33 protein-coding genes, 1 tRNA gene and 2 rRNA genes are annotated in these 24,710 nt (G+C 45.1%); 6 read left to right on the top strand and 30 right to left on the bottom strand.

Annotation, left to right across the window (positions count from 1 at the left end; translation table 11 throughout):
- Positions 1–47: 47 nt before the first annotated feature.
- From I3B46_RS20535 to I3B46_RS20545, 3 genes are all read right to left on the bottom strand, one after another.
- A 23S ribosomal RNA gene (locus tag I3B46_RS20535) occupies positions 48–2,956 on the bottom strand.
- Positions 2,957–3,302: 346 nt separating this feature from the next.
- A tRNA-Glu gene (locus I3B46_RS20540) sits at positions 3,303–3,378 on the bottom strand.
- 135 nt (positions 3,379–3,513) lie between these two features.
- Positions 3,514–5,053, bottom strand: a 16S ribosomal RNA gene (locus tag I3B46_RS20545).
- The 16S and 23S rRNA genes sit together here with 1 tRNA gene alongside, the layout of an rRNA operon.
- A gap of 544 nt (positions 5,054–5,597) precedes the next feature.
- Here I3B46_RS20545 and I3B46_RS20550 point away from each other — a divergent pair.
- Positions 5,598–6,143: a gamma carbonic anhydrase family protein gene (locus I3B46_RS20550; RefSeq protein WP_014657276.1), complete on the top strand. Its 546-nt coding sequence runs from the start codon at positions 5,598–5,600 to the stop codon at positions 6,141–6,143.
- Here the strand turns inward: I3B46_RS20550 and I3B46_RS20555 are convergent.
- The 5 genes from I3B46_RS20555 to dprA are packed head-to-tail and all read right to left on the bottom strand — an operon-like array spanning position 6,119 to position 9,420.
- Entirely contained in the window at positions 6,119–6,379 is a 261-nt protein-coding gene (locus tag I3B46_RS20555) for a DUF1488 domain-containing protein (RefSeq protein ID WP_004926407.1), read from the bottom strand. The two genes, I3B46_RS20550 and I3B46_RS20555, sit on opposite strands and share 25 nt — an antisense overlap.
- Entirely contained in the window at positions 6,376–7,194 is an 819-nt protein-coding gene (aroE, locus tag I3B46_RS20560) for a shikimate dehydrogenase (protein ID WP_104873161.1), read from the bottom strand. Before aroE ends, I3B46_RS20555 begins: the two co-directional genes overlap by 4 nt.
- A gap of 7 nt (positions 7,195–7,201) precedes the next feature.
- Complete coding sequence (tsaC, locus tag I3B46_RS20565; RefSeq protein ID WP_061064483.1) at positions 7,202–7,771, bottom strand: L-threonylcarbamoyladenylate synthase type 1 TsaC; 570 nt, start codon at positions 7,769–7,771, stop codon at positions 7,202–7,204.
- Positions 7,772–7,783: 12 nt separating this feature from the next.
- The gene (locus I3B46_RS20570; protein WP_004926410.1) at positions 7,784–8,323 is read right to left on the bottom strand and encodes a DNA topoisomerase family protein; all 540 of its coding nucleotides are present in this window, start codon (positions 8,321–8,323) and stop codon (positions 7,784–7,786) included.
- A 17-nt stretch (positions 8,324–8,340) separates the two neighbouring features.
- Positions 8,341–9,420, bottom strand: a complete 1,080-nt coding sequence (gene dprA, locus I3B46_RS20575; RefSeq protein ID WP_104873160.1) for a DNA-processing protein DprA — start codon at positions 9,418–9,420, stop codon at positions 8,341–8,343.
- Between the two features lie 132 nt (positions 9,421–9,552).
- Between dprA and def the strand changes: the two genes are divergently transcribed.
- The 5 genes from def to mscL all read left to right on the top strand — a co-directional run bounded on the left by def (position 9,553) and on the right by mscL (position 14,338).
- On the top strand, positions 9,553–10,077 hold the full coding sequence (gene def, locus I3B46_RS20580) for a peptide deformylase (protein ID WP_004926414.1): 525 nt from the start codon (positions 9,553–9,555) through the stop codon (positions 10,075–10,077).
- 26 nt (positions 10,078–10,103) lie between these two features.
- Positions 10,104–11,051 carry a methionyl-tRNA formyltransferase gene (gene fmt, locus I3B46_RS20585; protein ID WP_004926415.1) on the top strand — a complete coding sequence of 316 codons (948 nt, stop codon included), beginning with the start codon at positions 10,104–10,106 and terminating at the stop codon, positions 11,049–11,051.
- 71 nt (positions 11,052–11,122) lie between these two features.
- Entirely contained in the window at positions 11,123–12,409 is a 1,287-nt protein-coding gene (gene rsmB / locus I3B46_RS20590; RefSeq protein WP_053110888.1) for a 16S rRNA (cytosine(967)-C(5))-methyltransferase RsmB, read from the top strand.
- A gap of 33 nt (positions 12,410–12,442) precedes the next feature.
- Positions 12,443–13,819: a Trk system potassium transporter TrkA gene (gene trkA / locus I3B46_RS20595; protein ID WP_004926419.1), complete on the top strand. Its 1,377-nt coding sequence runs from the start codon at positions 12,443–12,445 to the stop codon at positions 13,817–13,819.
- 108 nt (positions 13,820–13,927) lie between these two features.
- The gene (gene mscL / locus I3B46_RS20600) at positions 13,928–14,338 is read left to right on the top strand and encodes a large-conductance mechanosensitive channel protein MscL (protein ID WP_004926421.1); all 411 of its coding nucleotides are present in this window, start codon (positions 13,928–13,930) and stop codon (positions 14,336–14,338) included.
- A gap of 2 nt (positions 14,339–14,340) precedes the next feature.
- Here the strand turns inward: mscL and I3B46_RS20605 are convergent, their stop codons facing one another.
- The 22 genes from I3B46_RS20605 to rplP form a co-directional block, all read right to left on the bottom strand.
- Positions 14,341–14,541 (bottom strand): alternative ribosome-rescue factor A, encoded by a 201-nt coding sequence (locus tag I3B46_RS20605; protein WP_004926423.1) that lies wholly within the window; start codon positions 14,539–14,541, stop codon positions 14,341–14,343.
- Between the two features lie 42 nt (positions 14,542–14,583).
- Positions 14,584–15,000, bottom strand: coding sequence for a Zn(2+)-responsive transcriptional regulator (gene zntR, locus I3B46_RS20610; protein ID WP_014657272.1), 417 nt, complete (start codon positions 14,998–15,000; stop codon positions 14,584–14,586).
- 130 nt (positions 15,001–15,130) lie between these two features.
- On the bottom strand, positions 15,131–15,517 hold the full coding sequence (rplQ, locus tag I3B46_RS20615) for a 50S ribosomal protein L17 (protein ID WP_014657271.1): 387 nt from the start codon (positions 15,515–15,517) through the stop codon (positions 15,131–15,133).
- Positions 15,518–15,554: 37 nt separating this feature from the next.
- On the bottom strand, positions 15,555–16,544 hold the full coding sequence (locus I3B46_RS20620) for a DNA-directed RNA polymerase subunit alpha (RefSeq protein WP_004926425.1): 990 nt from the start codon (positions 16,542–16,544) through the stop codon (positions 15,555–15,557).
- 25 nt (positions 16,545–16,569) lie between these two features.
- Entirely contained in the window at positions 16,570–17,190 is a 621-nt protein-coding gene (gene rpsD / locus I3B46_RS20625; RefSeq protein ID WP_004265487.1) for a 30S ribosomal protein S4, read from the bottom strand.
- 34 nt (positions 17,191–17,224) lie between these two features.
- Entirely contained in the window at positions 17,225–17,614 is a 390-nt protein-coding gene (gene rpsK, locus I3B46_RS20630) for a 30S ribosomal protein S11 (protein ID WP_002919257.1), read from the bottom strand.
- A 16-nt stretch (positions 17,615–17,630) separates the two neighbouring features.
- On the bottom strand, positions 17,631–17,987 hold the full coding sequence (gene rpsM, locus I3B46_RS20635; RefSeq protein ID WP_004907144.1) for a 30S ribosomal protein S13: 357 nt from the start codon (positions 17,985–17,987) through the stop codon (positions 17,631–17,633).
- A gap of 144 nt (positions 17,988–18,131) precedes the next feature.
- On the bottom strand, positions 18,132–18,248 hold the full coding sequence (rpmJ, locus tag I3B46_RS20640; protein WP_004265484.1) for a 50S ribosomal protein L36: 117 nt from the start codon (positions 18,246–18,248) through the stop codon (positions 18,132–18,134).
- Positions 18,249–18,295: 47 nt separating this feature from the next.
- Positions 18,296–19,621, bottom strand: coding sequence for a preprotein translocase subunit SecY (secY, locus tag I3B46_RS20645; protein ID WP_004926428.1), 1,326 nt, complete (start codon positions 19,619–19,621; stop codon positions 18,296–18,298).
- Between the two features lie 7 nt (positions 19,622–19,628).
- On the bottom strand, positions 19,629–20,063 hold the full coding sequence (gene rplO, locus I3B46_RS20650) for a 50S ribosomal protein L15 (protein ID WP_004926430.1): 435 nt from the start codon (positions 20,061–20,063) through the stop codon (positions 19,629–19,631).
- A gap of 3 nt (positions 20,064–20,066) precedes the next feature.
- Positions 20,067–20,246 carry a 50S ribosomal protein L30 gene (rpmD, locus tag I3B46_RS20655; RefSeq protein ID WP_004926432.1) on the bottom strand — a complete coding sequence of 60 codons (180 nt, stop codon included), beginning with the start codon at positions 20,244–20,246 and terminating at the stop codon, positions 20,067–20,069.
- Positions 20,247–20,252: 6 nt separating this feature from the next.
- Positions 20,253–20,753, bottom strand: a complete 501-nt coding sequence (gene rpsE / locus I3B46_RS20660; RefSeq protein ID WP_004265471.1) for a 30S ribosomal protein S5 — start codon at positions 20,751–20,753, stop codon at positions 20,253–20,255.
- Between the two features lie 14 nt (positions 20,754–20,767).
- Entirely contained in the window at positions 20,768–21,121 is a 354-nt protein-coding gene (rplR, locus tag I3B46_RS20665) for a 50S ribosomal protein L18 (RefSeq protein WP_004926434.1), read from the bottom strand.
- A 9-nt stretch (positions 21,122–21,130) separates the two neighbouring features.
- Positions 21,131–21,664, bottom strand: a complete 534-nt coding sequence (gene rplF, locus I3B46_RS20670; protein WP_060560798.1) for a 50S ribosomal protein L6 — start codon at positions 21,662–21,664, stop codon at positions 21,131–21,133.
- Positions 21,665–21,678: 14 nt separating this feature from the next.
- Complete coding sequence (gene rpsH, locus I3B46_RS20675; RefSeq protein WP_004926438.1) at positions 21,679–22,071, bottom strand: 30S ribosomal protein S8; 393 nt, start codon at positions 22,069–22,071, stop codon at positions 21,679–21,681.
- 34 nt (positions 22,072–22,105) lie between these two features.
- Positions 22,106–22,411: a 30S ribosomal protein S14 gene (gene rpsN / locus I3B46_RS20680; protein ID WP_004926440.1), complete on the bottom strand. Its 306-nt coding sequence runs from the start codon at positions 22,409–22,411 to the stop codon at positions 22,106–22,108.
- Positions 22,412–22,423: 12 nt separating this feature from the next.
- Entirely contained in the window at positions 22,424–22,963 is a 540-nt protein-coding gene (gene rplE / locus I3B46_RS20685; RefSeq protein ID WP_004926441.1) for a 50S ribosomal protein L5, read from the bottom strand.
- Positions 22,964–22,978: 15 nt separating this feature from the next.
- Positions 22,979–23,293 carry a 50S ribosomal protein L24 gene (rplX, locus tag I3B46_RS20690; protein ID WP_004926444.1) on the bottom strand — a complete coding sequence of 105 codons (315 nt, stop codon included), beginning with the start codon at positions 23,291–23,293 and terminating at the stop codon, positions 22,979–22,981.
- Between the two features lie 11 nt (positions 23,294–23,304).
- Positions 23,305–23,676, bottom strand: coding sequence for a 50S ribosomal protein L14 (gene rplN / locus I3B46_RS20695; protein ID WP_004926446.1), 372 nt, complete (start codon positions 23,674–23,676; stop codon positions 23,305–23,307).
- Between the two features lie 178 nt (positions 23,677–23,854).
- Positions 23,855–24,109: a 30S ribosomal protein S17 gene (rpsQ, locus tag I3B46_RS20700; protein ID WP_004265446.1), complete on the bottom strand. Its 255-nt coding sequence runs from the start codon at positions 24,107–24,109 to the stop codon at positions 23,855–23,857.
- The gene (rpmC, locus tag I3B46_RS20705) at positions 24,109–24,300 is read right to left on the bottom strand and encodes a 50S ribosomal protein L29 (RefSeq protein WP_004265442.1); all 192 of its coding nucleotides are present in this window, start codon (positions 24,298–24,300) and stop codon (positions 24,109–24,111) included. The genes rpsQ and rpmC overlap by 1 nt, the downstream gene beginning before the upstream one ends.
- Complete coding sequence (gene rplP, locus I3B46_RS20710; protein ID WP_004926449.1) at positions 24,300–24,710, bottom strand: 50S ribosomal protein L16; 411 nt, start codon at positions 24,708–24,710, stop codon at positions 24,300–24,302. The genes rpmC and rplP overlap by 1 nt, the downstream gene beginning before the upstream one ends.

The following is a 24,710-nucleotide window of genomic DNA, read 5'->3' on the forward strand; positions in this document are numbered from 1 at the left end:
TCTCGTGCGCTTCAACAATCGTCTCTCTAAAACACCTTCGGTGTTGTCAGGTTAAGCCTCACGGTTCATTAGTACTGGTTAGCTCAACGTATCGCTACGCTTACACACCCAGCCTATCAACGTCTTCGTCTTAAACGTTCCTTTAGGACCCTTAAAGAGTCAGGGAAGACTCATCTCAAGGCAAGTTTCCCGCTTAGATGCTTTCAGCGGTTATCTCTTCCGCACTTAGCTACCGGGCAGTGCCATTGGCATGACAACCCGAACACCAGCGGTGCGTCCACTCCGGTCCTCTCGTACTAGGAGCAGCCCCTTTCAATCTTCCAACGCCCACGGCAGATAGGGACCGAACTGTCTCACGACGTTCTAAACCCAGCTCGCGTACCACTTTAAATGGCGAACAGCCATACCCTTGGGACCTACTTCAGCCCCAGGATGTGATGAGCCGACATCGAGGTGCCAAACACCGCCGTCGATATGAACTCTTGGGCGGTATCAGCCTGTTATCCCCGGAGTACCTTTTATCCGTTGAGCGATGGCCCTTCCATTCAGAACCACCGGATCACTAAGACCTACTTTCGTACCTGCTCGAGCCGTCACTCTCGCAGTCAAGCTGGCTTATGCCTTTGCACTAACCGCATGATGTCCGACCATGCTTAGCCAACCTTCGTGCTCCTCCGTTACGCTTTGGGAGGAGACCGCCCCAGTCAAACTACCCACCAGACACTGTCCGCACCCCAGATTATGGGGCTACGTTAGAACATCAAACATTAAAGGGTGGTATTTCAAGGTTGGCTCCATGCAGACTGGCGTCCACACTTCAAAGCCTCCCACCTATCCTACACATCAAGGCTCAATGTTCAGTGTCAAGCTATAGTAAAGGTTCACGGGGTCTTTCCGTCTTGCCGCGGGTACACTGCATCTTCACAGCGAGTTCAATTTCACTGAGTCTCGGGTGGAGACAGCCTGGCCATCATTACGCCATTCGTGCAGGTCGGAACTTACCCGACAAGGAATTTCGCTACCTTAGGACCGTTATAGTTACGGCCGCCGTTTACTGGGGCTTCGATCAAGAGCTTCTCCTTACGGATAACCCCATCAATTAACCTTCCAGCACCGGGCAGGCGTCACACCGTATACGTCCACTTTCGTGTTTGCACAGTGCTGTGTTTTTAATAAACAGTTGCAGCCAGCTGGTATCTGCGACTGGCTTCAGCTCCATGGGTAAACCACTTCACCTAATGCCAGCGTGCCTTCTCCCGAAGTTACGGCACCATTTTGCCTAGTTCCTTCACCCGAGTTCTCTCAAGCGCCTGAGTATTCTCTACCTGACCACCTGTGTCGGTTTGGGGTACGATTAATGATAATCTAGAGCTTAGAGGCTTTTCCTGGAAGCGGGGCATGAGCTACTTCGCCACCGTAGTGACTCGTCATCAGACCTCAGTGTATAGCGAACCGGATTTGCCTAATTCACCCACCTACATCCTTAAACCGGGACAACCGTCGCCCGGCCAGCCTAGCCTTCTCCGTCCCCCCATCGCAATTATCACCAGTACAGGAATATTAACCTGTTTCCCATCGACTACGCATTTCTGCCTCGCCTTAGGGGTCGACTCACCCTGCCCCGATTAACGTTGGACAGGAACCCTTGGTCTTCCGGCGTGCGGGTTTTTCACCCGCATTATCGTTACTTATGTCAGCATTCGCACTTCTGATACCTCCAGCATGCCTCGCAGCACACCTTCACAGGCTTACAGAACGCTCCCCTACCCAACAACATTTACATGTCGCTGCCGCAGCTTCGGTGCATGGTTTAGCCCCGTTACATCTTCCGCGCAGGCCGACTCGACCAGTGAGCTATTACGCTTTCTTTAAATGATGGCTGCTTCTAAGCCAACATCCTGGCTGTCTGAGCCTTCCCACTTCGTTTCCCACTTAACCATGACTTTGGGACCTTAGCTGGCGGTCTGGGTTGTTTCCCTCTTCACGACGAACGTTAGCACCCGCCGTGTGTCTCCCGTGATAACATTCTTCGGTATTCGTAGTTTGCATCGGGTTGGTAAGTCGGGATGACCCCCTAGCCGAAACAGTGCTCTACCCCCGAAGATGAGTTCACGAGGCGCTACCTAAATAGCTTTCGGGGAGAACCAGCTATCTCCCGGTTTGATTGGCCTTTCACCCCCAGCCACAAGTCATCCGCTAATTTTTCAACATTAGTCGGTTCGGTCCTCCAGTTAGTGTTACCCAACCTTCAACCTGCCCATGGCTAGATCACCGGGTTTCGGGTCTATACCCTGCAACTCATTCGCCCAGTTAAGACTCGGTTTCCCTACGGCTCCCCTATTCGGTTAACCTTGCTACAGAATATAAGTCGCTGACCCATTATACAAAAGGTACGCAGTCACCCTGATAAATCAAGGCTCCCACTGCTTGTACGTACACGGTTTCAGGTTCTATTTCACTCCCCTCGCCGGGGTTCTTTTCGCCTTTCCCTCACGGTACTGGTTCACTATCGGTCAATCAGGAGTATTTAGCCTTGGAGGATGGTCCCCCCATATTCAGACAGGATAACACGTGTCCCGCCCTACTCGTCGAGTTCACAACACCAACACCTTCGGATACGGGGCTATCACCCTTTATTGCCGGCCTTTCCAGACCGTTCTCCTGATGCTGATGCTGATTAAGACTCTGGGCTGCTCCCCGTTCGCTCGCCGCTACTAGGGGAATCTCGGTTGATTTCTTTTCCTCGGGGTACTGAGATGTTTCAGTTCCCCCGGTTCGCCTCGTTTGACTATGGATTCATCAAACGATAGTGCAACGAATTGCACTGGGTTTCCCCATTCGGACATCGTCGGTTATAACGGTTCATATCACCTTACCGACGCTTTTCGCAGATTAGCACGTCCTTCATCGCCTCTGATTGCCTAGGCATCCACCGTGTACGCTTAGTCGCTTAACCTCACAACCCGAAATTGTTTCAACGATCACCTGACTGTCATGGCTGTGCGTGGTGAACTTCTGCGTTGGGCAGTGCTCGCAATGCTCACGTACTCCTGTACGCTGCGCTTGCTGCGCGCTGTCCGCCTTGAATTTCACCCTGCTCGCTCATGCCACTCGTTTGAATGACCGAAAATTTCAGGTTTGAAATTTTGAGAGACTCTCACATTGTTTAAGCGATAAACAATGTGCGTTGTTTCAATTTTCAGCTTGTTCCAGATTGTTAAAGAGCATAATTGTTAAGCTAACTCACTGAATTAGCTTAATCATTATTGAGGACATCGTCTTTCACTCGATATCGGCGCAATTGGCGTCCCCTAGGGGATTCGAACCCCTGTTACCGCCGTGAAAGGGCGGTGTCCTAGGCCTCTAGACGAAGGGGACATAAAATATTGCACAACACCGTTGTGGCCCATTTCATGTAAGCCCTATTCTTTTGAATAAGTCTCCCACGTATAGCCTATTGCTCTACTTTTCATCAGACAATCTGTGTGAACACTTCACAAAACACTTCAACGGTAAGGAGGTGATCCAACCGCAGGTTCCCCTACGGTTACCTTGTTACGACTTCACCCCAGTCATGGATCACAAAGTGGTAAGCGCCCTCCCGAAGGTTAAGCTACCTACTTCTTTTGCAACCCACTCCCATGGTGTGACGGGCGGTGTGTACAAGGCCCGGGAACGTATTCACCGTAGCATTCTGATCTACGATTACTAGCGATTCCGACTTCATGGAGTCGAGTTGCAGACTCCAATCCGGACTACGACGTACTTTATGAGTTCCGCTTGCTCTCGCGAGGTCGCTTCTCTTTGTATACGCCATTGTAGCACGTGTGTAGCCCTACTCGTAAGGGCCATGATGACTTGACGTCATCCCCACCTTCCTCCGGTTTATCACCGGCAGTCTCCTTTGAGTTCCCGACCGAATCGCTGGCAACAAAGGATAAGGGTTGCGCTCGTTGCGGGACTTAACCCAACATTTCACAACACGAGCTGACGACAGCCATGCAGCACCTGTCTCAGAGTTCCCGAAGGCACTTCAGCATCTCTGCCAAATTCTCTGGATGTCAAGAGTAGGTAAGGTTCTTCGCGTTGCATCGAATTAAACCACATGCTCCACCGCTTGTGCGGGCCCCCGTCAATTCATTTGAGTTTTAACCTTGCGGCCGTACTCCCCAGGCGGTCGATTTAACGCGTTAGCTCCGGAAGCCACTCCTCTAGGGAACAACCTCCAAATCGACATCGTTTACAGCGTGGACTACCAGGGTATCTAATCCTGTTTGCTCCCCACGCTTTCGCACCTGAGCGTCAGTCTTTGTCCAGGGGGCCGCCTTCGCCACCGGTATTCCTCCACATCTCTACGCATTTCACCGCTACACATGGAATTCTACCCCCCTCTACAAGACTCTAGCTAACCAGTCTTAGATGCCATTCCCAGGTTAAGCCCGGGGATTTCACATCTAACTTAATTAACCGCCTGCGTGCGCTTTACGCCCAGTAATTCCGATTAACGCTTGCACCCTCCGTATTACCGCGGCTGCTGGCACGGAGTTAGCCGGTGCTTCTTCTGTCGGTAACGTCAATCGTTGATGGTATTAACATCAACGCCTTCCTCCCGACTGAAAGTACTTTACAACCCTAGGGCCTTCTTCATACACGCGGCATGGCTGCATCAGGCTTGCGCCCATTGTGCAATATTCCCCACTGCTGCCTCCCGTAGGAGTCTGGGCCGTGTCTCAGTCCCAGTGTGGCTGATCATCCTCTCAGACCAGCTAGGGATCGTCGCCTAGGTAAGCCATTACCTTACCTACTAGCTAATCCCATATGGGTTCATCCGACAGCGCAAGGCCCGAAGGTCCCCTGCTTTGCTCCTAAGAGATTATGCGGTATTAGCCACCGTTTCCAGTAGTTATCCCCCTCTATCGGGCAGATCCCCATACATTACTCACCCGTCCGCCGCTCGTCAGCGAGAAGCAAGCTTCCCCTGTTACCGCTCGACTTGCATGTGTTAGGCCTGCCGCCAGCGTTCAATCTGAGCCATGATCAAACTCTTCAATTAAAAGCGTTTGATGCTCAAAGAATTAAACTGACTACATTCTTTCATATATGAATTAACGTGTTAGTCACTCTTCAAGACTTTAAAATCAAATATTTTTTTGATAGTGTCCTGTGAGTGCCCACACAGATTGTCTGATAAATTGTTAAAGAGCGTTGCGACTTTATCTTTCGATATTAACCAGTTAGGTCGTTGTCGCGAGGTGATGTATACTACGTTTTTTCGTGAGAAAGTCAAGCGATTATTTTCAACTTTTTCTTTCTTTTTTCACCTCTCGTTGTCACCGGTTTCTTTTCTAACCTGACCACCGAAGCGGTTTGTCGTGACAACGGATGCGCATTATAGGGAGTCAGAAAATTCTAGCAACCCTTTTTTTGAAAAAAAGTACTGTTTGAAGATAAAATCATCACTATGTTTTTTTTTCTAGCATTGTGACTATAAAACAAACAACAAATACCCTCTTTTTTGAAGGATACTCTTCTTCATAATATGAATAGATATCGACTATTCTATTTAATACCACTAATTATCAACTATGGTCATCTTTATGAACAAACACTTAAGACCTTATCTCGATATTTATCCCACCACTGGCTCTAACGTTTTTATCGATCCTTCAGCTGTTGTGATCGGCGATGTTCGTTTAGCTGATGATGTCAGTATTTGGCCTTTATCCGTATTACGTGGTGATGTGAACTACATTGAAATTGGTGCTCGCACTAATATACAAGATGGTTCCGTCTTACACGTAACACACAAATCAAAACATAACCCAGAAGGCAACCCTTTAATTATTGGCGAAGATGTCACCGTCGGACATAAAGTGATGCTTCATGGTTGCACAATCGGGGATCGCGTATTAGTCGGTATGGGTTCTATTATTCTTGATGGAGCAATAATCGCTAGCGACGTAGTTATAGGCGCAAATAGCCTCGTCACCCAAGGCAAAAAACTGGAAAGTGGCTACCTTTATGTTGGTAGCCCAGCTAAAGCTGCCCGTAAACTAACGGAAGCTGAATTAGAACATCTACGTTATTCAGCGAATAACTACGTTCAATGGAAGAATGATTATTTATCTTCTGGTAAAGAATAAACACTATCATCTTCCTGAGGGCCTTGAGCTATCAAGGCCTCAAACTCTTCTTCTATATCCCAACGGTTATTTTGGAACAGCACTAATGGCTCAGCCCCTTCTCCATACCGCCGATAAAGCAACGAGTCTGATATTACACATTCAGCTAACATTCCACTAATTAATACCGGAAAATGGACTTTTCTTGTAGCAGCATTCCACTCTTCTCTATCTGGAAATTGAATAGCTTGATTCACTTTTTCAGTTCCTTTTGTAATACAAGAAGAACCGGCTCTATATCTGGAAGTACTCCATGCCATAATTTAAAAGCGAAAGCGGCTTGCCCAACTAACATACCTAAACCATCGGCAAGGCGATTTACCTGATGAGAACTCGCGAACGATAGAAATGGTGTTAAACCATGTTGATAAAACATGTCATAACATGCCACCCGCATAGAAAATACAGCGGGATCAATTGCGGGGATCTCGCCACTCACTCCAGATGAAGTCGCATTAATGATGAGATCGAAACAGGCTGTTTTGATCTGTTCGATCGGCTGTGCTTTTATTTTTCCAAAGCTAATAAATTGATTTACTAATGTTTCTGCTTTAGAAAAAGTCCTATTCGTTAGCGTAATTTCGCACCCAAATTCTAAGAGAGGTAATAAAGCCCCCCTCGTTGCACCACCAGCACCAATAATTAATACTTTGCTATTGCTATGAATAAAATTAAGCCGTTGAAGATCTAGCAAAAGGCCAGCACCATCCGTGTTATCACCTAATAACCGGTGACTATCCAGTTTCATCACGGTATTTACTGCACCGCACGATTGAGCTCTATCTGTTAGCTCAGATACCATTTGATATGCGTTTTCCTTAAAAGGTAGCGTAACATTCGCCCCCATCCCTCCCTGAGCAAAAAATGCAGACAATGACTGCTCAAAGCCATCTAGTGGTGCCAAAATACGTTCATATTCCAGCGCAATACCCGTCTGTTCAGCAAACATCTGGTGTATAATTGGCGATTTACTATGCGCTATCGGATGACCAAAAACGGCATATTTACCCATATAATAGTTATCCTTTACGATAAAGTTGCCCTGTTTTAGCATCCCGAATTTCTGATGGGTTTTGACGGCCCCCCACCATTCCATCAAGTACAGGGATACTTCCCTTAAACTGCTCTAGAACTTCATTGGTTGTCCTACATGGCTCCTGACCGCTTAAATTCGCACTTGTAGATACTAATGGCTTACCGTATTCGCGACAGAGCTCTTTTACTAACCCATGATCTGTTACTCTTACCGCCAAAGTATCGAAACGCCCAGTTAACCATTTCGGAGTGGATGATTTGGCTGGGATAACCCAAGTCACAGGCCCTGGCCAGCTTGCAAACATCGTTTGCTTTTGTTCATCAGTCAACTGACTATCGTCCACATAGTCTTTCAGCTGTTCATAATTGTCTGCGATAAGAATTAGCCCTTTCTCCCAAGGACGTTGTTTTAACTCAAGTAACTTATTAACCGCTTGTTCACTATCAGGATCACAACCTAATCCAAATACGGCTTCAGTGGGATAAGCGATAACTTCCCCTTTGTTCAGGGAAACAATAATATTTTCAATTGCAGGTGTAGATTTATTTTGCATCTTTTTAACTCATTATTCTTTTTGTGGTTTACCACATCGTTTACTGGCACAAAATAATCTTACTCCTTGAGCACCCCTTTTTTCCATAAGTAATGGATAATGACAAAACTCACATTCACCCGAAACAGGCTTATGATTGAGAATAAATTGGCAAGACGGATAGCTATCACACGCATAAAATGTTTTTCCAAACCGAGACTTACGTTGTAATAGGTGACCTGTCTGGCACTGGGGGCAAGCAACTTTCGTTTCATCTGGCTTATCAATTAATTCAATATGCTCACACTCTGGGTAGTGACTACATCCAATAAACATACCAAATCGCCCTTGCTTCAAAACCAAATCATGACCGCATTGTGGACATGCTTGCCCTTCTAATACTTTTACTACATGGCTTTCTGCCGAAGGACGCATAGGTTTGAGATAATGACATTGAGGGTACGAAGAACAAGCAAAAAAAGGCCCATGTGCACCATTACGAATGACCAGTAAAGAACCGCATTCAGGACAATGTTCATTTTTCTCTGTTTCAAAAGGCAATTGCTTTGACATGATTTTCTCTTAGCCAACTAACTTAATTTTATATACCCACCAGTAACAGAAGCGATAGCACCGTCTATCTCAAGTTCCGTCAAAACAGCAATGACTTCTGTTATCGGCTGTTGTACACGCTCAGCAATCACATCTGCAGGTGTAGGGTGATACTCAACCATACTCAATATTTTATTCTCTGTCAGATTAAATTCAGCATTCAGCGTTTCTTCTTCTAATGGCTCGACTGGCAACCAATTTAACCCAACCTCTATATGGTGTTTGATATCTTCGAGTTCAACAAGTAGATATGCTCCTTGTTGTAATAGCCAATGGTTACCACTGTAAGCTGAATTACCAAGTGGTGCGGGTATCGTAAAAAGGTCTCTATTTTGCTCAATGGCATAACGAGCCGTTATCAATGAGCCACTTTTCAACCCTGCCTCTACCACGACTGTCGCTTTACTTAAGCCACTAATAATTCGATTTCGTCGAGGAAATTGCCTAGGTAGCGGAGGCGCATTTGGTAAAAACTCAGAGATTAGTACCCCCTCTTGTTTAATCTGCTCCGCCAGCGCAGTATGCTGCCTAGGATAAATATTTGCTAATCCACTCCCTAAAACGGCAACTGTTTTCCCATTTGCTGCGAGTGCCGCGCGATGACTTGCAGCATCGATACCAAATGCTAACCCGCTAGTAATTGTAAAACCATAGTCAGTAAATTTATTGGCAAACCGATCCGCCCATTTACGGCCATACTCACTCGCTTGCCGACTACCGACTATTGCGATTTGTGCTGTCGCCATCAGCTCACTTTGCCCTATTACAAACAAGACGAGTGGCGGATTAGATATATGCTTTAATAAGGAAGGGTACAAGGAATCACAAAAAGTAATCAGTTGATTTTCTTCCTTTTCTAGCCATTTAAGCGTTTGAGCTAATTTTACAGATGGCACGTGTAGAAACTGTAAACACTGCAGTTCACTTAACCCACACTCCTGTAAAACAGAAGAGCATACTTGTTCTAATATCCTTAGCTTATTAATAATTTTTAATGCCTTATGTGGTGATAGCCGGCTCACCTGAGACATTCTTAACCAAATTTCTTGCGCATCCATGGCGTCTTCCTGACTTTATTGTAAAGGTTCATCTGTGAACAAATCGTAACCAATACTGTCAATATGACTGATAAATGTCTAGAATAGGCATTAATTCCTATTCACTTTTTTGGACGCTGCTCGAAAAAATTTATGTCAGTATTAAATGTATTACATTACCCAGACGAACGCTTACGCACAATTGCTAAGCCAGTAGAAAAAGTTGATGCCGAAATTCAACAGATCGTCGATGATATGTTCGAAACGATGTATGAAGAAGAAGGTATCGGTCTTGCTGCAACTCAAGTCGATATTCATCAGCGGATCATTGTTATTGATGTCTCGGAAACGCGGGATCAACGACTTGTTCTTATTAACCCTGAATTATTAGACAAATCAGGTGAAACGGGTATTGAAGAAGGTTGTCTTTCTATTCCTGAACAACATGGTTTTGTCCCCAGAGCAGAGCATGTTAAGGTTCGTGCCCTTGACTATAATGGCGATAGTTTTGAACTTGAAGCCGATGGCTTACTCGCTATCTGTATTCAACATGAAATGGATCACCTTGTTGGTAAATTGTTTGTTGATTACTTATCACCATTAAAGCGCCAGCGTATCCGACAAAAGGTTGAAAAACTAGATAGAATGAGAGCTAAAGCAGCAAAAACAGCTAACTAGACAGATTTATACAGGGAAATATAACCGTGTCGGAATCATTAAAAATTATCTTTGCAGGTACACCTGATTTTGCGGCTGGGCACTTAGCCGCTTTACTTAAAACTAAACATCAGGTTGTCGGTGTTCTTACACCACCAGATAAGCCCGCGGGGAGGGGTAAAAAGCTGACGCCAAGCCCTGTCAAAGTATTAGCACAAGAACACCAAATTCCAGTTTTTCAGCCTACTACGCTGAAAAATGTAGATAATCATCAATGGATCAAAGATCACAACGCAGATTTGATGATTGTTGTTGCTTATGGGTTTATTTTACCAAAAGCCGTTTTAGATATTCCGCGTTTAGGTTGTCTGAATGTACACGGTTCTTTACTACCACGCTGGCGCGGTGCTGCACCTATTCAACGCTCAATTTGGGCTGGTGATGCTGAAACTGGCGTAACCATTATGCAAATGGATGAAGGGTTAGATACTGGGGATATGCTGTATAAAGCAAGTTGCCCAATTATGCCTGAAGATACTAGTGCAACACTTTATGAAAAACTGGCAGTGATTGGCCCAGAAGCATTGATCCATACGTTAGAACTGATATCCAATCAGCAATGTGTGCCTGAAAAACAAGATGACTCTTTGGCAAACTACGCTGAAAAGTTATCTAAAGAGGAAGCTCGTATTGATTGGCAACAATCCGCTGAACAAATAGAGCGCTGTATTAGGGCATTTAATCCTTGGCCAATGAGCTATTTTACAGTTCAAGAGCAGCTTATTAAGGTATGGCAGGCACAAGTCATTGCCGAAAACCATAATGAGCAACCAGGCACTATCCTCAGCGCTGATAAAAATGGCATATGCGTTGCAACAGGTAACGGAAAACTCAATATCACTCAGTTACAACCACCGGGTAAAAAGGCCATGGGAGCGCAAGATCTCCTCAACTCACGCCGAGAATGGTTCACTCCTGGACAGCAACTTAATTAGAAAGCCAATAAATTTGCCTGATAATATATTCAGGCAAATTTATTTCGTGACGAATAGACTCACCTTCACTTATGAAAAATACATATAACTTGCGTAGCATCGCAGCGGTAGCCATCGGTCAAGTCATTGATGGTGGCCAGTCTCTCAGTACGGTACTACCTGAATTACAAAAAAATATAAATGAAAAAGATAAGTCTCTATTACAAGAGATTTGCTTTGGTGTCCTACGCTATTTACCTAAACTGGAATGGTTTGTTGCTCAGCTTATGGAGAAACCACTAACAGGTAAACAGAGAACATTGCACTACTTGATTATGGTGGGGATTTATCAACTCCTCTATACACGTATTCCTCCTCATGCCGCTTTAGCGGAAACGGTCAATGGAGCAGTTGCACTAAAACGCCCTCAATTAAAAGGGCTTATCAATGGTGTGTTACGATCATTCCAACGGCAACAAACTCAACTCGAAGAGCGTAATACTAATAATAGTAGCCAATACCTTCATCCGAGCTGGCTTTTAAAGCGCCTTCAAAATGCTTACCCTGATAAGTGGCAAACGATTATTGATGCAAATAACCAGCGTCCTCCCATGTGGTTAAGGGTTAATTCCCAACATCACACTGCTGAACAGTATCAAAAATACCTAGAAGAAAATGAGATTGCATCTGAATTGCATCCACATCACCCCTGCGCGATAAAACTGTCAGAGCCAACTTCAGTTACAAGGCTTCCTGGCTTTGAAGAAGGTTGGGCAACTGTGCAAGATGTTTCTGCTCAAGGGTGTGCGGAACTGCTTGAACCACAAAATCATGAAACGATCCTTGATCTATGTGCAGCACCCGGTGGTAAAACAACTCATATACTGGAGCTTGCACCAAAAGCACATGTCGTTGCTGTTGATATTGATGAGCACCGCCTTAAACGTGTAAAAGAAAACTTGCAACGTTTGCAACAGCAAGCAGCGGTCATTCAAGGTGATGGTACAAAACCAGAAGAGTGGGCTAATGGGCAACTGTTTGATCGTATTCTTCTTGATGCCCCATGCTCAGCAACAGGCGTTATCCGCCGTCATCCTGATATAAAGTGGTTAAGGCGCGATTCTGACATTAATGAACTCACCGAACTTCAAGCTAAAATATTAGAATCAATTTGGCCTTACCTAAAAGTTGGCGGTACCCTTGTCTATGCGACCTGTTCAATTATGCCTGAAGAGAATAGCTTACAAATAAAAAACTTCTTGGCTAAGCACCCTGAAGCCTCTCTTAATGATGGCACAACAGCAGGCTTACAGATACTACCTAGTATAACTGGTGGTGATGGCTTCTTTTACGCGCGCTTGGTCAAACAAGAGAACTAATCCAATAAAACTTGTCTGAGATAGGAATATTCAATGAAAATCATTATTTTAGGTGCTGGACAAGTTGGCGGAACCCTCGCTGAGAATCTAGTGGATGAAAACAATGATATTACTGTCGTTGACACTAACGCTGATCGCTTGCGCCAATTGCAAGATCAATTTGATCTCCGAGTTGTAAACGGCCATGGGTCACATCCACGCGTACTACGTGATGCGGGGGCAGAAGATGCAGACATGTTGGTTGCCGTCACCAATTCTGATGAAACGAATATGATCGCGTGCCAAATCGCCTATAGCCTTTTTAATACACCAAATAAAATTGCACGTATTAGGGCGACTGAATATATCCGTGAAGCAGACAAGTTATTTTTGCCTGAACAAATCCCTATTGATTACCTGATTTCCCCAGAACAATTGGTTATTGATTATATCTATAAATTAATCCAATACCCTGGTGCACTCCAAGTCGTCAATTTTGCTGAAGGGAAAGTCAGTATTGTTGCGGTTAAAGCCTACTATGGTGGTTCATTAGTGGGTAATGCCCTTTCCAGTTTACGCGAGCACATGCCACATATTGATGCCAGAGTTGTTGCCATTTTTCGTCAAGATCGTCCGATTCGGCCTCAAGGTTCAACAATCATCGAAGCTGGTGATGAAGTCTTTTTCGTGGCTTCAACTCAACACATTCGAGCAGTGATGAGTGAATTGCAGCGCTTAGAAAAGCCATACAAACGCCTCATGATCGTGGGTGGGGGTAATGTCGGTGCTGGTTTAGCGAAAAGGCTAGAAAAAGATTACAGTGTAAAACTTATCGAGCGAAATCAACAAAGAGCAACTGAACTCGCTGAATTGCTGCATGACACAATTGTATTTTATGGCGATGCTTCCGACCAAGAGTTACTTACAGAAGAGCATATTGAACAGATGGACGTCTTTATTGCTCTAACAAATGATGATGAAGCAAACATAATGTCAGCCATGTTAGCGAAAAAAATGGGGGCCAAAAAAGCTATGGTGCTCATTCAAAGAACTGCTTATGTTGAATTAGTTCAAGGTGGTGTTATTGACATTGCAGTGTCACCGCAACAGGCGACGATTTCAGCATTATTAAGTCATGTTAGGAAAGCCGATATTGTCAGTGTTTCTTCATTAAGACGAGGTGTTGCTGAAGCAATTGAAGCAATTGCTCATGGCGATGAAAATACCTCTAAAGTTGTTGGTAAAAAGATTTCAGATATAAAACTCCCGCCAGGAACCATTATTGGTGCTTTAGTTAGAGAAGATGAAGTCATTATTGCCAGTGATTATCATATAATCGAACAAGGAGACCATGTCATTATGTTCATTACCGATAAGAAATATGTTCCTGATGTTGAGAAATTATTCCAACCAAGCCCCTTCTTTCTATAATTATCAAAATAAAACGACAATCTTATTTGCAGCTTAATTAAAGTAGATACTATAATTTGTTAACTAAATATTTATTTTGTCACAAATAGTTTTCAATTAGGGGGTAGAATGAGTTTTTTAAAAGAGTTTCGCGAATTTGCGATGAAGGGCAATGTTGTCGATATGGCTGTCGGTATCATTATTGGTGCTGCATTCGGTAAAATTGTTTCTTCATTAGTCGCCGATGTCATTATGCCGCCATTGGGTCTATTAATTGGTGGAGTTGACTTTAAACAATTTAGCGTCGTACTAAGAGCCGCCGAAGGGGATATTCCTGCTGTAGTGCTTAATTATGGTATGTTTATACAGACTGTATTTGACTTTGTTATCGTCGCATTTGCTATTTTTATGGCAATTAAAGTAATGAACAAAGTTCGTCGTGAAAAAGAAGCAGAGCCTGAAGCACCACCGGCGCCAAGTAAAGAAGAAGTGTTATTATCAGAAATTCGTGATTTATTAAAAGAACAAAATAAAAAGTGATACTAGAAAACCAGTGGTAATAAGTTAAAAAACTGATTACCACTGGCCTCCCAGTTATTACCTTTACCATGTTTTGCTTTACGGTTATAACTTCCTTTCCCTTTCTTGTTTTTCTCTACTCTTTGTCTAAATAGCGGATCATGTAACAATGCTTCGATCGCATTATCTTTAATTTGACCACGTTTATGTTGATATCGACTCATGATATACCTTCTTTTAAAAATGAATTTAAAGTAAATTTTCGATTAATAAACTTTCGATGCGCCTTTCTCAAGTATTTCCATTATCGAGCAATATGTCGACGCATGCTCTTCACCACAACAAGCTGAGCTGAGCATTTTCAGTGAATCACGCATAATAATAAGTTCTTGTATCTTTTTTTCAACTTCAAACAAGCGTAAATCAACAATTTGCTTCGATTCTTGGCATGTATGATGCTCAGGATCAACACGTATTGATAATAACTCAGTGATAGCTTCTAAGGTGAAGCCGAGTTGCTTAGCATAACGGATAAACCGAAGCCGTTGCAAATCCTGCTCAGTATACAACCTATAGCCACCTTCTGTCCTCAGTTTATGCCCCATCAAACCTTGTTTTTCATAAAAACGAATCGTGTCTGGTGTGACATCGGCGAGACGCGCAATTTGCCCAATTTTATACATAGTCATGGGAACTCCACTCTAAATAGGGTCAAAATAGAATAAATCAAGTCAATGAAGCTTAGAGAAAGGATAGAATAGCAGGTACAAAAAAACCGGGCAAATATACCCGGTTTTTTTGATAGCAGACAGATTACTCTGCTGCTGCTTCTTGAGACTCAACAGCACGGTCAACAAGCTCGATGTAAGCCATCGGAGCATTGTCACCAGTACGGAAGCCACACTTAAGAATACGAGTGTAACCGCCCGCACGAGCTGCAAAGCGAGGTCCCAATTCATTAAACAATTTTGCCACGATCTCGTTATCACGAGTACGGGCGAATGCCAGACGACGATTAGCTACGCTGTCGGTCTTGGCAAGAGTAATCAGCGGCTCAACGACGCGACGCAGTTCTTTCGCTTTAGGCAGAGTCGTCTTGATGATTTCATGACGAACTAAAGAACCTGCCATGTTACGGAACATAGCTTGGCGGTGGCTGCTGTTGCGGTTCAATTGACGACCACTCTTACGATGGCGCATGACCTTATCCTTCTCAGTAAAACCTTAACCTGTGATCTTAATCATCAGCAATACTTGCTGGTGGCCAATTTTCTAAGCGCATGCCCAGAGAAAGACCACGAGATGCCAAGACGTCCTTAATTTCAGTAAGAGATTTCTTACCAAGGTTAGGCGTTTTAAGCAACTCAACTTCTGTACGCTGAACCAGATCACCGATGTAGTGGATAGCTTCTGCTTTAAGGCAGTTAGCAGAGCGGACAGTCAATTCCAGATCGTCAACTGGGCGCAATAAGATAGGATCGAACTCTGGTTTCTCTTCTTTAACTTCAGGCTGACGAACATCACGTAAGTCAACAAAAGCTTCAAGTTGTTCAGCCAGAATAGTCGCTGCACGGCGAATCGCCTCTTCAGGATCGATTGTACCGTTTGTTTCCATTTCGATAACTAACTTATCCAAGTCAGTACGTTGTTCAACACGAGCTGCTTCAACATTGTAGGCAATACGCTCTACAGGGCTATAGCAAGCATCGACTAACAGACGACCGATTGGGCGCTCATCTTCTTCCGAATGTACTCGGGCAGAAGCCGGCACATAACCACGACCACGCTGAACTTTAATTCGCATGTTAATAGATGCGCTTTCGTCAGTCAGGTGGCAGATAACGTGCTGCGGCTTGACGATTTCGACATCGCCATCATGGACGATGTCGGCTGCAGTCACAGGGCCAATGCCAGATTTATTCAAGGTTAAAATAACTTCATCTTTACCCTGAACTTTTACCGCCAGCCCTTTCAGGTTGAGGAGAATCTCCAGGATATCTTCCTGTACACCTTCTTTGGTGCTGTACTCATGCAGTACACCATCAATCTCAACCTCTGTCACCGCACAACCCGGCATAGACGAAAGCAGAATACGGCGCAGTGCGTTACCAAGAGTATGACCGAAGCCACGCTCTAAAGGCTCAAGGGTCACCTTGGCGTGCGTCGAACTCACTTGCTCGATATCTACCAGGCGCGGTTTTAGAAACTCTGTCACAGAACCCTGCATTGTGTCCTCTCTTTGGTGCTAAGCTTTACTTAGAGTAAAGCTCGACGATCAGGTGTTCGTTAATGTCCGCAGACAGGTCAGTACGTTCAGGAATACGTTTGAACACACCTTCCATTTTAGCAGCATCAACTTCCAGCCAAGTTGGCTTCTCACGCTGTTCAGCCAGCTCTAAAGCAGCCTTAATACGAGACTGTTTTTTCGCTTTCTCACGAACGCTGATAACGTCATTCGGGGAAACCTGATAAGAAGCGATATTAACTACTCGACCATTTACCATGATAGCTTTGTGGCTAACCATTTGACGTGCTTCTGCGCGAGTTGCGCCAAAGCCCATACGGTAAACGACGTTATCAAGACGGCCTTCCAGCAGAGTCAACAGGTTTTCACCTGTGTTGCCTTTCAGACGTGTTGCTTCTTTATAATAGTTACGGAATTGACGTTCCAGAACACCGTAAATACGACGAACTTTTTGTTTTTCACGTAACTGAACACCGTAGTCAGACAGACGCGGTTTACGCGCTCCGTGCTGGCCAGGTGCCTGTTCTAATTTACACTTGGTGTCAATCGCGCGAACACCAGACTTCAGGAAGAGGTCTGTTCCTTCGCGACGGCTCAGCTTGAGCTTAGGACCCAAATATCTAGCCATTTTCTTTCTCCAACAGTCCTAAAAACGAAACGTATTAAACGCGACGTTTTTTCGGTGGGCGACAACCGTTATGAGGGATAGGAGTCACATCAGTAATATTTGTGATGCGGAAACCTGCGGCGTTCAGAGCACGAATTGTTGATTCGCGACCCGGACCCGGTCCCTTAACCATAACTTCCAGGTTCTTGATACCGTATTCTTTCACGGCTTCTGCGCAACGCTCTGCTGCAACCTGAGCTGCAAACGGAGTGGATTTGCGAGAACCACGGAAACCGGAACCACCGGCAGTTGCCCAACCTAATGCGTTACCCTGACGATCAGTAATAGTAACGATTGTGTTGTTGAAAGAAGCATGGATATGAGCCACACCGTCTGAGACTTGCTTTCTTACACGCTTACGTGCACGAATTGGTGCTTTTGCCATTATTCAATACCCCGACTTATTTCTTGATCGGCTTACGCGGACCCTTACGGGTACGAGCGTTAGTCTTAGTACGCTGACCGCGCACAGGTAGACCACGACGATGACGTAAACCACGGTAACATCCAAGGTCCATCAGACGCTTGATGCTCAGGGTAATTTCACGACGTAAGTCACCTTCTACCACATACTTGGCAACTTCGTCACGCAGCTTGTCGATTTGTTCTTCAGACAGCTCACTGATCTTAACATTTTCAGCAATTCCAGTCGCTTCACAGATAGCCTGTGAACGAGTTTTGCCGATTCCGAAAATCGATGTTAAAGCGATCACGGTATGTTTATGATCAGGAATGTTAATGCCTGCTATACGGGCCACTATGCACTCCTAAGTTAAAATATACATTATTGTGCTGAAAAGCCCGTTTTCAGGATACTCAAACAATAATGTATCTCGATAAAAAAGATTGGCTGGCTAATTTAGCCAGCTCAACCCAACTTTGCAAGAAAAAAATGCTTTTTCTTAACCTTGACGTTGTTTATGTCTTGGCTCAACACTGCAAATTACACGAACGCTACCATTGCGACGGATAATTTTACAGTTACGGCATAATTTCTTGACGGAAGCACGAACTTTCATTTTTACTCTCCGTAACTTCTAAAGCAAACCATAATCACACTAAGCGATTACTTACCTTTTAGATTTGCTTTCTTCAATGCAGACTCATATTGACTTGACATCATTAGAGTTTGCACTTGAGCCATAAAGTCCATGATAACGACAACTACGATTAATAGAGAAGTACCACCAAAGTAAAAAGGTACTTTCATTGCGTCACGCATGAACTCCGGGATTAGGCAGATGAAGGTAATATAAAGTGCACCGACTAAAGTCAGGCGAGTCATTACCTTATCAATGTACTTGGCCGTTTGCTCTCCCGGACGAATTCCTGGTACAAATGCACCGGACTTCTTCAGGTTATCTGCTGTTTCTCTTGGGTTGAAAACCAACGCCGTATAGAAGAAACAGAAGAAGATGATCGCAGAAGCATAAAGCAACACATAGAACGGTTGACCAGGCTGCAAGAACATAGAAAGAGTTGTCAGCCAGTCCCAGCCAGTTCCATCACCGAACCAAGATGCTATTGTACCCGGGAACAGTATGATACTGGAAGCAAAAATTGCAGGAATTACACCCGCCATATTCACTTTTAATGGTAAATGTGTGCTTTGTGCCGCATAAACACGGCGTCCTTGTTGGCGTTTCGCGTAGTTAACAACGATTCTACGTTGACCACGCTCCATGAATACAACAAAGAAAGTTACCGCGAATACGAGCACTGCAACCAACAGCAACAGGAGGAAGTGCAGATCGCCTTGCCGAGCTTGCTCGATAGTATGGCCAATGGCCGGCGGTAGACCCGCAACGATACCAGCGAAGATAATGATTGAGATACCGTTACCAATACCTCTTTCCGTTATCTGCTCACCTAGCCACATAAGGAACATGGTTCCTGTAACTAAGCTAACAACAGCCGTGAAGTAGAACGGGAGACCCGGATCAATAACTAGCCCTTGCATCCCTGGCATATTCGGAAGACCCATTGCAATACCCACAGATTGGAATATTGCTAACACCAAAGTACCCCAACGAGTATATTGGCTTATCTTCCGACGACCTGCTTCACCTTCTTTCTTAATCTCTGCTAGTCGTGGGTTAACCACTGACAATAATTGGATAATAATAGATGCCGAAATATACGGCATAATACCCAAAGCAAAGATAGAAGCTCGGCTAAGAGCACCACCAGAGAACATGTTAAACATATCAATGATGGTGCCTTGTTGCTGTTCGAGCAATTTGGCAAGCACAGTGGCATCAATACCAGGGATTGGAATAAAAGAACCAATACGGAAAACAATCAGTGCACCTATAACAAACAAAAGTCTGCGTTTCAGCTCACCAACACCACCTTTGGCACTTTGAAAATCTAATCCTGGTTGTTTAGCCATCTGTCACTTATTCCTCAATTTTACCGCCGGCAGCTTCAATCGCAGCGCGAGCACCTTTAGTAACACGAAGGCCACGTACAGTTACTGCACGATTCACTTCGCCAGAAAGAATAACTTTCGCATATTCAATCTGGATGCCAACAACATTCGCGGCTTTTAGTGCGTTCAGATCAATAACATCGCCTTCAACAGCAGCAAAATCAGACAGACGAACTTCTGCAGTGATCATTGCTTTACGTGAAGTAAAACCAAATTTTGGTAGACGACGGTATAAAGGCATCTGGCCGCCTTCGAAACCACGACGTACGCCACCGCCAGAACGAGATTTCTGACCTTTGTGACCACGTCCGCCGGTTTTACCCAGACCAGAACCGATACCACGACCTAAGCGCTTAGGCGCGTGCTTGGCACCTTCAGCCGGAGACAGAGTATTTAAACGCATCTCTTACTCCTCAACTTTAACCATGTAGGAAACCAAGTTGACCATACCGCGAACAGCAGGAGTGTCCTCACGTTCTACTGTATGACCAATGCGACGCAGACCTAAACCGATCAAAGTTGCCTTATGCTTAGGCAGGCGACCGATTGAACTGCGAACTTGTGTAATTTTAATAGTCTTAGCCATGGCTGATTACCCCAGAATTTCTTCGACGGATTTTCCACGCTTAGCTGCGACCATTTCTGGAGACTTCATGCTGTCTAAAGCATCCAGTGTTGCACGAACCACGTTGATTGGGTTTGTGGAACCATAGGTTTTAGCCAGTACGTTGCGAACTCCAGCTACTTCTAAAACAGCACGCATTGCACCACCGGCGATGATACCAGTACCTTCGTGAGCAGGTTGCATAAACACGCGAGAACCGGTGTGTGTACCTTTCACAGGGTGGAACAAAGTGCCGTTGTTTAGAGCAACGGTTTTCATGCTGCGACGGGCTTTTTCCATCGCTTTCTGGATTGCTGCCGGAACTTCGCGCGCTTTGCCGTAGCCAAAACCAACGCGACCGTTACCATCACCAACTACTGTCAGTGCTGTAAAGCTGAAAATACGGCCACCTTTAACGGTTTTTGCTACGCGGTTTACCGCGATCAGCTTTTCCTGCAGTTCGCCAGCTTGTTTCTCGATGTGAGCCATCTTACACCTCTACCTTAGAACTGAAGGCCAGCTTCACGGGCAGCTTCTGCCAGTGCCTGGACTCTACCATGATATTGGAAACCAGAACGGTCAAAAGCAACAGTAGTGATGCCTTTTTCCAATGCGCGTTCAGCAATAATTTTACCAACAACTGCTGCTGCGTCTTTGTTTCCAGTGAATTTCACTTGCTCATTGATAGCTTTTTCTGTAGTAGAAGCGGCCACCAAAGTTTCAGAACCGTTTGGAGCGATAACCTGCGCATAAATATGGCGTGGAGTACGGTGTACCACCAGGCGTGTCGCACCCAACTCTTGGATCTTGCGGCGTGCGCGGGTCGCACGACGGATACGAGCTGCTTTCTTATCCATAGTGTTACCTTACTTCTTCTTAGCCTCTTTAGTACGCACGATTTCATCGGCGTAACGAACACCCTTGCCTTTGTAAGGCTCAGGACGACGGTAAGCACGCAGTTCTGCCGCGACTTGACCAATCACTTGCTTATCCGCACCTTTCAGTACGATTTCAGTTTGTGTTGGGCATTCTGCAGTAATGCCTGCTGGCAGTGCGTGTTCAACCGGATGCGAAAAACCTAGAGACAAGCTAACAGCGTTGCCTTTAACTGCCGCACGGTAACCAACACCGACTAGTTGAAGTTTTTTAGTGAAGCCTTCAGTAACACCAATAACCATTGAGTTAAGCAGAGAACGAGAAGTACCCGCCTGTGCCCAAGCATCAGCGAAACCTTCGCGCGGTGCGAAAGTTAAGCGGCCATCTTCATGTTTAACTTCAACTGCATTATGGATAGTACGAGTAAGCTCGCCGTTTTTACCCTTAATCGAAATAACCTGACCGTTGAGTTTTACCTCTACGCCGGCAGGAATGACGACGGGTGCTTTTGCCACACGAGACATTCTTTCCTCCCGAATTAAGCTACGTAGCAGAGAATCTCGCCACCAAGACCAGCTTGGCGAGCTGCACGATCAGTCATGACACCTTTAGAGGTAGAAATAACAGCGATACCTAAGCCAGCCATAACTTGTGGCAGCTCATCTTTTTTCTTATAGATGCGCAGACTTGGGCGGCTTACACGCTGAATGCTTTCTACTACAGCCTTACCTTGGAAATAACGCAGAGTCAGTTCCAATTCTGGCTTAGTGTCGCCTTCAATTTTAAAATCTTCAATATAACCTTCTTCCTTCAGCACTTTGGCAATCGCCACTTTCAGCTTGGAGGAAGGCATGGTGACCGCAACTTTGTTCGCGGCCTGACCGTTACGGATACGGGTCAGCATATCCGCGATGGGATCTTGCATGCTCATCTGTCTTTACTCCCGTGATTCAATATGGTGACAATTACCAACTAGCCTTTTTAAGGCCCGGGATTTCACCGCGCATAGCGGCTTCACGGACTTTAATACGGCTCAGACCAAATTTCCGCAGGAAACCGTGCGGACGCCCAGTTTGACGGCAGCGGTTACGCTGACGAGAAGGACTTGAATCACGTGGCAGTGTTTGCAGCTTGAGAACAGCGTCCCAGCGATCTTCATCAGATGCGTTTACATCAGAGATGATAGCTTTCAGTTCAACGCGTTTTGCGAAAAACTTCTCAGCTAATTTAGCACGCTTAACATCACGCGCTTTCATAGATTTCTTAGCCATGAGTACCCTGCCTTACTTGCGGAACGGGAAGTTGAACGCTGCTAACAGTGCGCGACCTTCGTCATCTGATTTCGCAGTTGTGGTGATAGTAATATCTAAACCACGCACACGATCCACTTTATCGTAATCGATTTCAGGGAAGATGATTTGTTCACGTACGCCCATGCTGTAGTTACCGCGACCATCAAATGACTTAGCGGACAAGCCACGGAAGTCACGAATACGTGGTACAGCAATAGAAATCAGTCGCTCAAGGAACTCCCACATGCGTTCGCCACGCAGGGTTACTTTACAGCCGATTGGATAGCCCTGACGGATTTTGAAGCCTGCAACAGATTTGCGTGCTTTGGTGATCAATGGTTTTTGACCAGAGATTGCTGCCAAGTCAGCTGCTGCATTGTCCAGCAGTTTTTTATCAGCAATCGCTTCACCAACACCCATATTCAGGGTGATCTTCTCGACCCGAGGGACTTGCATGACAGAATTGTAACCAAACTGAGCCATCAGTTTTTTAGTTACTTCGTCTTTATAGTAATCATGCAGTTTCGCCATCGTATACTCCAAAAATTACTTGATAGTTTCACTGTTAGATTTGAAGAAACGGACTTTTTTGCCGTCTTCGAATCTAAAGCCTACACGGTCAGCCTTACCAGTTGCCGCGTTAAAGATTGCAACGTTAGAAACGTGAATTGCCGCTTCTTTTTCAACGATGCCACCTGGTTGATTCAGAGCCGGAACTGGCTTCTGATGTTTTTTAACCAGATTGATACCTTCAACGATAACTTTACCAGAAGAAATAACCTGTTTTACTTTACCGCGCTTACCTTTATCTTTACCAGTCAGCACGATAACTTCGTCATCACGACGGATTTTCGCTGCCATAGTTCCGCTCCTTAGAGTACTTCAGGTGCCAGTGAGATAATTTTCATAAACTTCTCTGTACGAAGTTCACGAGTTACCGGCCCAAAAATACGCGTACCGACTACTTGCTCGCTGTTATTGTTTAGAATAACGCATGCATTACTATCGAAGCGAATGACAGAACCGTCCGGGCGACGTACACCCTTCTTGGTGCGCACCACTACCGCCTTCAGGACATCACCTTTTTTCACTTTACCGCGTGGAATTGCTTCTTTAACAGTAATTTTAATGATGTCGCCGACGCCTGCATAGCGACGGTGCGAGCCACCTAGAACCTTGATACACATTACGCGACGTGCACCGGAGTTGTCGGCCACGTTCAGCATAGTCTGTTCTTGGATCATTTTAGTGCTCCGCTAAATGTCAACTACTACTGAGCCACTTCATTATTGAAGAGACCGTTCAATATAACCCACAATACGAGGGCGCGGCATTATAACACCACATCTTCGTTATGGACAGAAAAAAATAAACGGCTCAGTAAAAAAGAGCCGTTTATTTATTAGAAAAGGCTATTCTATATTATAAAACAGCTTTTTCAACAACGCGAACTAAGGCCCAAGACTTAGTCTTAGACAGTGGACGAGTTTGGCGGATTTCTACCACGTCACCGATTCCACATTCATTGTTCTCGTCATGTACGTGCAATTTAGTCGTACGACGGATGAATTTACCATACAGAGGGTGCTTCACCATACGCTCGATAGCAACAACAATAGATTTCTCCATTTTATCGCTAACTACACGACCTTGCAGAGTACGGATTTTATCGCTCATTACGCACCTGCCTTCTCAGTCAGTAAAGTCTTCACACGTGCGATATCGCGACGCACTTGTTTCAACAGATGAGACTGTTGCAGCTGACCACTTGCAGCCTGCATACGTAAGTTGAATTGTTCACGTAACAGGTTCAAAAGTTCAGCGTTCAGCTCTTCAACGCTTTTTTCGCGCAGCTCTTGTGCTTTCATTACATCACCGTCTTAGTTACAAAGGTGGTTTTGATAGGCAGTTTCGCTGCTGCCAGAGAGAATGCTTCACGAGCCAGCTCTTCAGGCACACCGTCCATTTCATACAGGACTTTACCAGGCTGGATCAAGGCAACCCAATATTCTACGTTACCTTTACCTTTACCCATACGAACTTCGAGTGGCTTCTCAGTAATTGGCTTGTCTGGGAACACACGGATCCAGATTTTACCTTGACGCTTAACTGCACGGGTCATAGCACGACGTGCCGCTTCGATCTGACGAGCAGTCAGACGACCACGGCCCACAGCTTTAAGACCGAAAGTGCCGAAGCTAACATCCGTACCTTGTGCCAGACCACGGTTGCGGCCTTTGTGCACTTTACGGAATTTTGTACGCTTTGGTTGTAACAT

Origin of the sequence: Providencia sp. 2.29 (assembly GCF_015832305.1) — a bacterium.
Lineage (GTDB): Bacteria > Pseudomonadota > Gammaproteobacteria > Enterobacterales > Enterobacteriaceae > Providencia > Providencia stuartii.